Here is a 12,284-nt window from a genome sequence, read left to right on the forward strand (position 1 = left end):
GTGAAACCATTTTTACCACAGCCAATATATCCATAGCTGTATCTTATCGACTACCAATGCTGTTTTATATATATAGTAATGGCAGCGATCATGCTGCCTTACATTTCACTATCTTCTTGATTGTACTTTTCCCTATTTCTATAAATGGCATTTCAATATACTTAAATGATAAGTGTGATGTAACTAATAATGCGAAAACGTAAACTATTAAAGCAAAAAATGCATTCTCATTAATAAATTTAATCTCACTATATGTGCGAATAGATTTAGCTATTACGTGCATAACAATAAAATGCCCTAAATATATTGAGTATGACCTATCACCAATCCAAGTAAGCATGCTTCTTAAAAAAGAATCTCTGAATAGGTCCCCATTAATACATGCTAAAAGGCAAGCCGCGCCCAGCAACCCGACAAGTAAAACCACCGTGTTTTCTGGTGCATAGTTAGGCACAATGCAAATTAATACTATACTAATAAATAGAAGCGCAACTCTTAAATTTTTATTGATATTTATATTAAATCTTGAATTTGCCGCACACAAAATAGCCCCAAGAATAAATGCATGCGGTCTGGTCCACCATGCTATTGACTTAAACCCGCCATGACCGTAGCCTATTAATAGAGACAATATAAATATAGATATAAGCACCATGATAAATGCTTTGCCTCTAGTCAAAAGCATTATAATTGATAGAGATATGTAAAGCTGCCACTCAAGTGATAATGACCATGTTATTCCGCTTAGGTCACTAGAGCCGCAAGATATGGCAGAGCTTGCGCAATTAAACCAATAAAAATTAGAGTAAGAGAGTAAGGTCGGGATTATATTGTAAATTGTCTTACCTATATCCGTGTCAAAGTCAGGGGTGATATACCATGCTGCAAATACAGATAATATAGACCAAATTATTAGCGCTGGATATAATCTAAAAAATCGTTTTGATATAAAGCTAAAGAAAGTCGTTAACGTTCTACCACTTCTTGATATTTCTTTCGATATTATCCCATACATTAAAAAACCAGATATCGCTAAAAAAATATCTACACCACCCCAAAAGTTTACGTAATCAAATATTCCTACATACCAATCTGGGGAAGGCATTCTCCATTTATAATGCTGTATGAGAACCAATATGATGGCTATTGCTCGCAATACTTGTATATCACTGTTCTTATTGTCTTTTGATACACTCATTTCATATCCACTAATGAAGAATTAATCATAAAAATTGCATGTATTTTAGTAGGTTCTGTGATTTTTGCTACGAATAAACACTGTAGAATAAATTTTATTCTCATCAATTAGCACACAAGAGGCAACGATATCTCGAGCATGGGGATGGTTGGGAGGGATGCCTATTGAGGCGGGGGTGGGCAGTGGGGCAAAAATGGGGCAAAAAATTACCGCAAACTAACTCGAACTATGCCAATCACAGTTGAGACACTTTGCGGTAAGTCACTGCCAGCCGCGAAGTTCACACGAACTTACGCGAATTTAAAATCAACCACTTCACATGATGAATATGGGGGTGTGAGGCTACTTATACCGTCTCATGTGACAGTGCCCATAGATAGAGGGATGCCGTTGTTCCATAGGGTGTGTAACGGCGGCGGTAACGCTCAAAGCGTTCTCGTGGCAGCGTTTTATGGCCATATAGATTCATCATGCCGCGCCGGATCGCTAAATCTCCCCAACTGACGACATCGGGTCGTGCAAGTGAGGAGATCAATAACATTTCTGCGGTCCAGATGCCGACACCGTTGAGGCTTGATAGCTGCGCAATAACGTCGTTATCGGGCAGCAGGGAAATAGCAGATAAATCCAGCGTGCCATTAAGTGCAGCATCCGCAGCACCTTTAATGTATCCCGCTTTCCTCATCGTCATACCACACCCTTGAATAGCCTCTACCGTTGCAGTTGCGACAGTTATTGGTGTCACGGCCCCGAGCAATGCGACCAACCGTGCGTTGACCGTTAGTGCCGCCTTGACCGAAATTTGTTGGTCAACGATATTTCTGATCAATGCAGCAAATAAATCAGGGGATAGCGGGCGAGTTATCATCCCCAGCCGTTCGATGGCGGCGGCCATCTTTTTATCACGCCGTTTGAGATGGTTAATTTCTGTTTCACCGTAACGATAGAACATGCCTGACAGCCCCCTGTTATCGACGTAATAAAATATATAAGTAGAAAGTTAAAAATCATAGCGCTAATTCTAGCTGCTGCACACTCTGTTTGTTGCTGATGTTTTTTTACAATTGAGAATTATCTGACCACTATCACTGCTATATTTATTATTCATCTATTTAAAAAATAATGCTTCATTTAGGTACATATCACCTATTAGCATAATGAGGATTAGATAATGAGTGAAGAAAATAGAAAGACAACCAGTGATCCCTCATCGAAAACGGGTGAGAAAGCTTTTCCGACAAAGGTAGGTTATATAATCGGGATTATTATTTTATTTATCGCTGTAAGCTATATGTTTATGTATTGGTAATTAGCTGAAAAAGAAGGGGTTATGCCTTATAAATCTAATGAATTACTACCAGACTCAGTGAGGAGTGTTCTCCCCGCCCATGCGCAAGATATATATCGTGCGGCATTTAACAGTGCATGGGATCAATATCAGGACAGTGATGAACGGCGCGGAGATGACTCGCATGAAGAGACTGCCCATAAAGTCGCCTGGAGTGCGGTAAAACAAAGCTATCGTAAAAATGAGAGCGGTGAATGGATTAAAAAATAACACTCACCGCTCAGGAAAATAACACGCCTTGTCGTTATCCTGTCTTTGCCAATGAGATATTCTGGTGGCCAATTTTTTGCAATAATGCAGGAATATCAATTGGATCAATTTTATCTGTTTGTAGATAAGCAACGGCATATTCGTGCCAGATACCCGATTGCAGGAACAAAATAAACAGTTCCCGGTCCAGATGATTCTCATTCACCATGTTGACCATGATATTGAGGGCTTCGGACAACAACTTCCCTGGTTTATAAGGTCGATCGGCAGCCGTCAGAGCCTCAAATACGTCAGCTATGGCCATCATCCTCACCGGAATACTCATCTGTTTATAGGTGAGCTGATAAGGGTACCCTTTACCGTCCATGCGTTCATGATGCCCACCCGCAATGACCGGGACATTTGCCATGGTTCGTGGGAAGGGGAGTTTATTTAACATCACGATGGTCTGCATGATGTGCTCGTTTATTTTATAGCGATCCTCGTCTGTCAGGGTGCCACGGCGAATACTGAGGTTATAAATTTCGCCACGGTTATAGAGGAACTTCGGTTCCTGTACTTTGAAATCAAAATATTCCGGGCGCTTATTTTTATTATCACGGTAAATAATATGTTCATCTTTATCCGCCAGCATTGGCTCCTGTACCGGTAGTGGAGCGGCGGGTTGTCTGGCTTTACGTACTCGCTCTTCTTGGGCAATACCTGCATTATCATCTAATGTGCGAGTCCAATGGTAAGAGGCAATTTGCTGGATACGCGCGATAGCTTCGTCAGACATATACTCGCCACCCACATTGCAGTTGGCAATAAAGTAAAAATCTTCATCTAATTGGCGTAATTCTTCAGCTAACAACTGTTGATCGGCTTCACTGGCGCTCATCGCACCATATTGGCGTAAGAAGGCGATTTCTTTCTCACGTTTTAAGACTTCAAACCGCATGCGTATTTCATGGATGCGATCATAAATTAGCTCCAGTTTTGTTGATTTATCGACTACAAATTCCGGCGTGGTAATCTTGCCACAGTCATGTAACCAGCAGGCTGTATGTAGCTCTTCCCACTCATTTTCTGATAACGTAAAGTTGGCGAAAGGCCCCTGTTTAATATTGACTGCGGCACGGGCGAGCATTTTAGTTATTTCAGGCACACGCTGGCAATGCCCACCGGTATAGGCACTTTTGGCATCGATAGCTCCGGCAATAAGCTCAATAAATGCGTTGAGCAGGTTTTTTTGCTCTTGCAATAATCGCTGTGTTTCTACTGAAACTGATAAACTGCCCACCAGGGCATTAACTAATTGAATTTTTGAGCGTTCACGCTCAGCATTTAGCTCATAAGGGTTAAATAACAGGAGGAATCCGAGCAATTGGTTATCATGGGTCTTCATCGGTACGGCAACAAAGCGTAGGGGCAAATAAGGTTGTAGGAAGTCATGTAATTGGCTAAAGATATTATCTTTATTGAGCGTTCCTACAATGGTTTTCCCTTCGAGTACCGGTAGGAAAGTCGTGAGATTGTCTTCTTTAATTTGTAATGAGGACATTTCTGCTACCGGGATATTTTCACCATTCCAGCGAAATGCCGTTGGTGTGAAGGTTCCCTCATCTTTATCTGACAGAAAAATAATCCCTCCGGTCATGGCAGCAATTTCCGTGGTTTCACTTAATAGCCCTTGCATCTGCCGGAAGAAATTACTTTCTGCTGTCAGCATATTTCCCATCGAAATAAACTGCTTCAGTGTTGATTTCATTTTAGACATTGATTTGTGGAGCTCGTCAACTTCCTCAATCACAGAGCGTTCTAATTCGCGCTCTTCGAAATGGAGATTACTGATGGAGTCCGCGTCCTGGCGTAGACGAATAAGGGGTTTGGATATTTTTCTGGAGAAATACCAAACTAACGGCAAGCTGAGCATTAACAGAATAAACGCAATAAAGGTTGAGTGATTACGAATAGAATTTGCATCGGCTGTCAGATAGCTGGCGGGTGTCGCAATAATCAACTGATAGGCATTGCCGTTGCTATTAATCTCAACAACTGAGCCGAACCAGCGCTGATTTTGTGCCTCAAACATGATACTACGATTAGCATTGTTTACCGGTGAGTTGCTAGCTGTCTGACTATTTTTTTGACTATTGAGCAAAACTTGCAATACAGGGATTTGCCGGTCTGCATTGGTGTTATCTGCCGCCTTATCTTTAGGTTTTGGCAGGCTAGCGATAACTTCACCATGGGAATTAATAATAATGGCCTGGCTACCTGGCGGCAGATTTTGTTTTATTAAAAATTGCGAAAGTGAAGCCAGGGAAACGTCCAATCCAATGATTGTCTGTTTATTCTCAGCCTGACGGCTATAAGTAAAACCGATTTCTCCGGTGCCTTTAAAAATATAAATAGGAGAGGTGATCAGCATAGGACTTGCGGCGGCCAGAATAAACCAATCCCGCCGCCGTGGATCGTAGTTATCATTTTCACGCGGCATAACAGCAATCACTCGCTGCTGCTTATTAAGATAAATAAAACGTTTCTCCGGTAAACTATCAAGAAAACGATTACTTTGAACCATCCATTCGGCATCTTCAGGGGCATGGAATAATGTACGGTTAGCTTCCGTTAAACGCCGCAGCATAAAAAAATCACCATTAGCGTAGGCGCTATACACGGCACTGGCATAACTATTCTGCTTCAGAATTTCAATAAATTTATCGACAAAGGCCATTCGTTGTTCAAGGGTCGATAGTTCTGTGATTTGCATACTGGCAAGAATATTAACCGACATTATCATTGGTCGTGTTACAGCATCCAATTCAGCGGCAATCGCCTCTCCGGTTTTTTGATACTGCCGATTGGTGCTGATTTCAGTCAATTTAGTCAGTTGGCTATGACCAAAAATAATAATGACGGTACCTATTGAGACGATCAACAAGGTGAAGAGAGCGGCTATCTGGATATGCAAAGGATAGCGGTTTTTTAGCCCGAATAGATTACTTAGCATCATAGCCATCCCGGAAGTTTATTATTTAATTACTTATAATCATAGAATGTACTGACATAATCAGCATATTCCCCTATCTTTCAGTAGGTTGTATGTAATTACATGATTGTAAAAGCTTTGTTTTATATTGCATTGGAATTGTTGGATGAAAAAACCAATCACAGTCAGAAAAAAAATGTTTTAACGTGCAGAATATCTAAAAGCAGTATTTAGCAGCCCGATTTTTAGGCGGTTAAAAGGACTTGATGAGTCGAATGGGATGCAGCGGATTTACTGACCGGCATTAAACAGGCCATATCGGGAATTATTAAAAGTATCATCTCAATAGGTTCATATTGGCCCTAAATCAGACGCATGCAGGTCTAAATAGCGATGATAGTTATCAGGGGGTGGATCATTATCTGTCGGATGTAAGCGATGGTGCCCACGGATGGCGGTGGGTGCAAAACCAAAACGTTTGCGAAAACGTTCAGCAAAACGTGATGCACTCTCGTAGCCCACTTGGCTGGCTATTAATGATATTGGCCAATCAGTACCTTGCAATAAACGCAATGCACTGGTCATGCGGACATCAATCATTAAGTCACGTAATAGTATTTTTTCGGCAGCTAATTTTCGGCGTAATACAACTTCGCTCATCGCCATATGGTCTGCAACTTGTGATGCCGACCATATTTTGTATGGATCAGTCGCCAAACAACGGCGCACTCTCTCACTTAACGAATCACTTTCATTTAATATAAATTTAACGCCACGCTGAGCCAACCAAAGTAACAATTCAAGCATGCGGTGTCTGACGATAGTTGGCGGAATATCACCAATGTCAGATATTGCTTTAAACGTATTGCCGAATGTATTGATGAATTCAGGTGCTAAATTACGTACCGGCATAACGCCGGGAACATACCCAAGACCAGCGGATGCTGGATGATTGGCAAAGGTGGCAATCAAACGGGGATCACAGCGAAGTTGGTGGCTAAAAAATAGTCCGTCGTCAGATAAGCCATTTATTACATCAACTGTTTGGCCACTACTCACCGCGACTATTTCACCGGCCTGTATAATACATTCCTGATTATCCCAGCGAATGATTTTGTACCCACGGTTAACCATAATGAGCAATGGATGCTCAATATAGACGGAGGTGAGTAGCAGCTCTGTGTGTTGAATAACATGTGCCGAGCTACCCACACCGGGGCAAAAATTAATTGTACGTTCCATCGATATTCATTTCACAATTTTAGCCTGAGAATATCTTTACGCTTTGAGTGGCAGAGTAGCAACTCATTTTAATAGAAAATTTACAGCAACTGGCTATTTTAGCGAAAAATATTAAGGGTGAGAATAATAGCCAGCTCGATATGAGTGATTGTTACTGTCAATATAATCCCATGTTAAAAACAATGACAATAAAAATTAATTGACATGTTAATAATTGCAGTGACATGTAATTTCTTTACAACAAAAGGTGTAATCGTTTTCGGTAACTGACCGCTACTGTGTTTCACCCAGCAGCAATGCATGATCAGGGAATTGACCATAAGTATTATTAACAGCTTGCTGTCGGGTTGATTGCCCGACTAATTCACTGAGTGCATCCAGGCGTAACTGTAATAGACGTTTAATTTCTATTTCATTTTCCAAAATAGCTCTCAATTTCTCACGTAACAGCTCTTGCAACACCTGAGATGAGCATGAGGATATAGTGACGTTTGCCGTGCTTTCTACCGCTTTAAGGTAAGTCATTTCGAGATCAACCAGCGCATCCCAATTCCCCTCAGTTGCCAATGCAAGCATTTGCTCACTGAGTGTCAGGATTTGTTGATATTCGGACAAAAGGTGCTGGTGACGTTCCATTAAATGGGGTCCTAATCAGGTTGATAATTGGGGCCGATCTGCCGCCAGGCGTCTGCAATATTTTCGAGCAAAGCAGACACTTCATTAATTGCCTGTTCGTCATTATGCAAATTGGCATGCAGCAAGCGCCGCGACATATAGTCATATAAAGCTGACAAATTCTGTGCCAGCTCACCGCCTTTTTCCATATCCAGTCCTGCACTCAGCCCATTATCAATAATATTAATGGCTTTTGACAGTGCAGCACCTTTGGCCGGAATATCTCCCTGACTCATCAAGATGCGAGCACGAACCAGGGCGCTTTGCGCCCCGTCGAAGAGCATCACGATCAATTGATGAGGGCTGGCACTCATTACACCACTTTCGACTCCTACGTTTGCGTAAGCTTGAACCCCTGATCGGCTGTACATGCTCTATCCTTTATGAAGAGAATTGTTGAGTTAAGAAATTACCGGTATTGGTTAATGAACTCACCAATTTGTCCAACTGGGTAAATTGTGCCTTATAGCGTTCAATGGTGGCATTAATGCTATCAGTGGTTGAGGTAACCTGTTTCTCTAATGATTTTAATGTCTTGTTAATACCATCAGTGGCTGTCTTTAATGAGCCTTTGGTGGAATCCAGTGCGGTATTTAGCAGGTTATCCATCTGAGTGGCGAAACCGGTGGTTTTGCCATCGCCGACAAAAAATGCTGTTACGTTATTCGGCTGGTCAGTCAGTGCTTTATCAAGTTTCTTCGAATCAATGACTAATTTTCCATCAAGATCTTGAGTAATACCCATCGCTGCCAGGGTTTTCACATCACCGGCCTGGGCAGAGGCTAATTGGCTCTTCAATTGCGTTTGGATGCTGCGCAATGTGCCATCGCCAACTAATGCGCCATTACTGGTTGATTGATCCTTACCCGCTTCAACCGCAGTATATTTGGTTAAAGAAGCAAACGTGGTTTGTAATGAATTATACGCATCGACAAATGTTTGAATCGCAGCTTTGGTCGCGGTGGAGTCACGTGTAATTGTCAGTTGCTCAGGTTCATCTTTTTTTGTTAAGGCTTTCAGGCTGAGTGTAACGCCTTGTGGTGCATCAGTAATGGTATTGCTTTGACGGGTAATGGATACGCCATTTACTGTCAGTGTTGCATCTTCAGCTTTTACTTTTTGCGTTAAAGCGCCACTACCACCGGTGGTGCTTGGGGTGTAGTTCAAAAAGTTGTTTAAAGTGTCATCACCAGAAACACTGACTGTCATTTCTGACTTCGTCCCTGTTTCCTTGGAGGTTAATGCGAGATAGTAAGTATCATCATCCGCTTTCATGATACTGGCGCTGACACTACCTTCTTGTTTATTAATCGCATCGCGAATACCGGTCAACGAGGTCTGCTCACTGGTCAGTTTTACTTCCAGTGGTTTTGTTTGACCGGGTTGAGTGATAGTAATTGTCCGGCTGTCGTTACTATTACCCAGTTTATCTGTGGCGTTCGGCACATCAGAAGAGAGTAATGATTGCGCTTTAGCCAGATTAGTCACTTCAATCGTGTAATTACCTGCTGTCGCACCACTGCTGGTAGTGGCGGCAAAAGCGGTATTGGTGCTGTTAACAGAGGTCGTAGCTAGGGTATCGGCTTTTTTTAGTGCTGCAGATGCCGTTTCGACTTTAGCCAGAGCGCTTTGTAACACGCCATAGGCAGTAAGCTTGCCTTTATAACTGGTCTGCTGGTTGGTTAGCGGAGTTAAGCGGGTTTGTTCCCCGGCACTTAATTTATCCAGTAAAGTGCCTAGCTCCAAATTTGAACCGATACCCAGAGAACTGATACTTGCCATGTCTAATCCTTAATATTCAAGTGTCGTTACAGGGGTTATCGGCCAGAGAATTGAAAAGTTTACACATAAAATGGAATTTATGATGGCTGGAATAACGGGGGATAACAGGGCGCTATTTGCCCTATTGAATAGAGTGATAATTAAAGAAGAGAGAAAAAATAATTTTACCTAAATTTAAAATTATTTCACAGAATGGCTAAAGGTTCCTTAAAGAGCGCCGATACAAGTTGTGACGGTGATGAAGCCGTGGGCAGTAAGCCCAAACCATAACCCAACAGCATTTAAGGAATAACATTATGGCGGTAATTAACACTAACATTCTGTCTCTGACGACTCAGAACAACATGAACAAATCCCAGTCAGCTTTAGGTTCCGCCATTGAGCGTTTGTCCTCTGGTCAACGTATCAACAGTGCGAAAGACGATGCTGCGGGTCAGGCAATCGCTAACCGTTTCACTTCTAACATCAAAGGCCTGACTCAGGCTTCCCGTAACGCAAACGACGGTATCTCTCTGGCGCAAACCACTGAAGGTGCGTTGGGCGAAATCAACAACAACTTGCAACGTGTGCGTGAGTTGAGTGTTCAGGCTGCTACAGGTTCTAACTCATCTTCTGACCTGAAATCAATCCAGGACGAAATTAAACAACGTCTGGACGAAATCGACCGTGTATCTGACCAAACTCAGTTCAACGGCGTGAAAGTTTTGGCTGGCGACAGTAGCATGAAAGTTCAGGTTGGCGCTAACGATGGCGAAACTATCAGCATCAATCTGGAAAAAATCGACTCAAAAAGTTTGGGTCTGCAAGGCTTCAACGTTGATGGCGCAAAACAAGCCTCTGTTGATGATTTGACTTCTCAGTTCAAAGCCACTGGGACTAACAACTTTGATGTTGGCGGTGTTGCATATAAAACTGATATCAACAGCGGTGCAGTGACTAAAGCCGGTGTAGCACAATATATTGATGCGGGTACCGGTGCATTCTCCGGCACTGCGACCGCTGCTAACACCGCAACTGCCTACACAACTACAGCAACCGCTGGCACAGAAGCTACTTCTATCGCTGCCGCGTCTGTTGGTAAAGCGATAGGTGATAAATTCACTGCTGAAGGCATGGAATTTACCGTTAAGACTGCGGCTGACGCGAATGGTAACGGTGTTTTCAGTGCTACAGTTGATGGTAAAAGTGTTGATTTCACAACTTCAGCCAGTACTGCACCTGTCGGTACCGCTGCTGAAGTGAAAACTTCTAGCGCTGTATTCACCTCTGTTGTTGGTGGTGGTTTAACCACAAAAGCTGCTGAAACCAACCGTGCTGCAACCTTAGCTGATCTGGATTTACAAGGTGCTACCAAAACTGGCAGTACTTTGACTGTTAACGGTACTGCATACACCGCTAACGCCAAAGGTGATGAAATCACCCTCGGTGGCAAAGTAATGTACATGTCACGTACTGCTAACGGCAACACCACCCTGATCAATGAAGATGCTGCTGCATCTCAGAAATCAACTGAGAACCAACTGGCGACTGTTGATAAAGCGCTGGCACAAGTTGATGCGCTGCGTAGTGGCCTGGGTGCGGTACAAAACCGTTTTGACTCAGCTATCACCAACTTGGGTAACACCATCAATAACCTGACTTCAGCTCGTAGCCGTATCCAGGATGCTGATTACTCTACTGAAGTTTCTAACATGAGCCGTGCTCAAATCCTGCAACAAGCAGGGACTTCAGTATTGGCACAAGCAAACCAAGTACCACAAACTGTGCTGTCTCTGCTGCGTTAATTCGCCAGAAAGACCACATTATGTCAACCCCGCTGCGGCGGGGTTTTTATATTACTCACTGGAAAGAGAAAAGAGCACTTTTTCCAGTGGGAATAAGTTTAAACCAGGCGCTAATGGCTTATTTTTAGCGGTTTTCATCTCTATTTATCGCTCTGTTTTTTCAATGACTGCAATAGGTTAACAGTAAAATTAACGGGCATAAGCCAAATAGCCGCCCTTTTATAGGCCTATTCCAGCGATTGTCTGGCTGACCTGACAGGATAATGGTACGACTCTCTTACCCTTAGGTGCCTGTCTAGTGAGCGATCTGTATACCGCCGAAGGCGTGATGGACAAAAATTCCCTCTGGCAACGCTATGTTCCTTTGGTTCGCCATGAGGCACTGCGTTTGCAGGTTCGCCTGCCGGCCAGCGTGGAGTTGGATGATTTGTTGCAGGCTGGAGGTATTGGTCTGCTGAATGCTGTCGAGCGTTATGACGCTTTGCAAGGGACTGCGTTTACCACTTATGCGGTACAGCGTATACGGGGTGCCATGCTAGATGAACTGCGTAGCCGAGATTGGGCGCCACGCAGTGTGCGTCGTAATGCACGTGAAGTAGCCAGTGCCATGCAACAGGTTGAACAACGGGTGGGGCGCCCTGCAACTGAGCAGGAAGTAGCGCAAATTCTTGATATTAATTTGGCGGAGTACCGTCAGATTTTATTGGATACCAACAATAGCCAACTTTTCTCCTATGACGAATGGCGGGAAGAGCATGGTGAAAGTGTCGAACCCCTGCTGGAAGGGCATGAGGATGCCAATCCATTGCAACATTTGTTGGAAGGAAATCTGCGTCAACGCGTGATTGAAGCGATCGAGGCATTGCCGGAACGCGAAAAGATGGTGCTGACGTTGTATTACCAGGAAGAGCTGAACCTGAAAGAAATCGGAGCGGTGCTTGAGGTCGGGGAGTCCCGCGTCAGCCAGCTTCATAGCCAGGCGATAAAACGCTTACGCGCCCGCCTGAATAACGACTCTTAATTCACTTCCGCTCAGTGATATCACAGTTTCTATTTTATTAATGCAGGTCT

General features: G+C 43.3%; 11 protein-coding genes. 4 read left to right on the forward strand and 7 right to left on the reverse strand.

What is annotated here, in order from left to right; all coding sequences use genetic code 11:
• Positions 1-88 precede the first annotated feature (88 nt).
• Together Q2T71_RS08265 and Q2T71_RS08270 are read right to left on the reverse strand one after the other, a co-directional pair.
• Positions 89-1,198, reverse strand: coding sequence for an acyltransferase family protein (locus Q2T71_RS08265; RefSeq protein ID WP_372558743.1), 1,110 nt, complete (start codon positions 1,196-1,198; stop codon positions 89-91).
• A 346-nt stretch (positions 1,199-1,544) separates the two neighbouring features.
• The gene (locus Q2T71_RS08270) at positions 1,545-2,150 is read right to left on the reverse strand and encodes a DNA-3-methyladenine glycosylase (protein WP_372558744.1); all 606 of its coding nucleotides are present in this window, start codon (positions 2,148-2,150) and stop codon (positions 1,545-1,547) included.
• A 219-nt stretch (positions 2,151-2,369) separates the two neighbouring features.
• On the opposite strand from Q2T71_RS08270, the gene Q2T71_RS08275 reads away from it, so the two are divergent.
• Both Q2T71_RS08275 and chaB read left to right on the forward strand, forming a co-directional pair.
• A complete protein-coding gene (locus Q2T71_RS08275; protein WP_372558745.1) occupies positions 2,370-2,507 on the forward strand; it encodes a hypothetical protein in 138 nt (45 codons plus the stop codon).
• A 21-nt stretch (positions 2,508-2,528) separates the two neighbouring features.
• Positions 2,529-2,756, forward strand: a complete 228-nt coding sequence (gene chaB / locus Q2T71_RS08280) for a putative cation transport regulator ChaB (protein ID WP_372558746.1) — start codon at positions 2,529-2,531, stop codon at positions 2,754-2,756.
• A gap of 34 nt (positions 2,757-2,790) precedes the next feature.
• Here the strand turns inward: chaB and Q2T71_RS08285 are convergent, their stop codons facing one another.
• From Q2T71_RS08285 to fliD, 5 genes are all read right to left on the reverse strand, one after another.
• Positions 2,791-5,751 carry an HD domain-containing phosphohydrolase gene (locus Q2T71_RS08285; protein ID WP_372559883.1) on the reverse strand — a complete coding sequence of 987 codons (2,961 nt, stop codon included), beginning with the start codon at positions 5,749-5,751 and terminating at the stop codon, positions 2,791-2,793.
• Positions 5,752-6,081: 330 nt separating this feature from the next.
• Positions 6,082-6,972: a helix-turn-helix transcriptional regulator gene (locus Q2T71_RS08290; protein ID WP_372558747.1), complete on the reverse strand. Its 891-nt coding sequence runs from the start codon at positions 6,970-6,972 to the stop codon at positions 6,082-6,084.
• Between the two features lie 273 nt (positions 6,973-7,245).
• Positions 7,246-7,608, reverse strand: coding sequence for a flagella biosynthesis regulatory protein FliT (fliT, locus tag Q2T71_RS08295; protein ID WP_050084340.1), 363 nt, complete (start codon positions 7,606-7,608; stop codon positions 7,246-7,248).
• 11 nt (positions 7,609-7,619) lie between these two features.
• Positions 7,620-8,018, reverse strand: a complete 399-nt coding sequence (gene fliS / locus Q2T71_RS08300; RefSeq protein ID WP_050084339.1) for a flagellar export chaperone FliS — start codon at positions 8,016-8,018, stop codon at positions 7,620-7,622.
• A 10-nt stretch (positions 8,019-8,028) separates the two neighbouring features.
• On the reverse strand, positions 8,029-9,429 hold the full coding sequence (gene fliD / locus Q2T71_RS08305; RefSeq protein ID WP_372558748.1) for a flagellar filament capping protein FliD: 1,401 nt from the start codon (positions 9,427-9,429) through the stop codon (positions 8,029-8,031).
• A gap of 293 nt (positions 9,430-9,722) precedes the next feature.
• On the opposite strand from fliD, the gene Q2T71_RS08310 reads away from it, so the two are divergent.
• Together Q2T71_RS08310 and Q2T71_RS08315 are read left to right on the forward strand one after the other, a co-directional pair.
• Complete coding sequence (locus tag Q2T71_RS08310) at positions 9,723-11,213, forward strand: flagellin (protein WP_372559884.1); 1,491 nt, start codon at positions 9,723-9,725, stop codon at positions 11,211-11,213.
• A gap of 298 nt (positions 11,214-11,511) precedes the next feature.
• Positions 11,512-12,234, forward strand: coding sequence for an RNA polymerase sigma factor FliA (locus Q2T71_RS08315; protein WP_083159139.1), 723 nt, complete (start codon positions 11,512-11,514; stop codon positions 12,232-12,234).
• Positions 12,235-12,284: the final 50 nt, after the last annotated feature.

Origin of the sequence: Yersinia sp. 1652 StPb PI, assembly GCF_041538345.1 — a bacterium.
Lineage (GTDB): Bacteria > Pseudomonadota > Gammaproteobacteria > Enterobacterales > Enterobacteriaceae > Yersinia > Yersinia enterocolitica_E.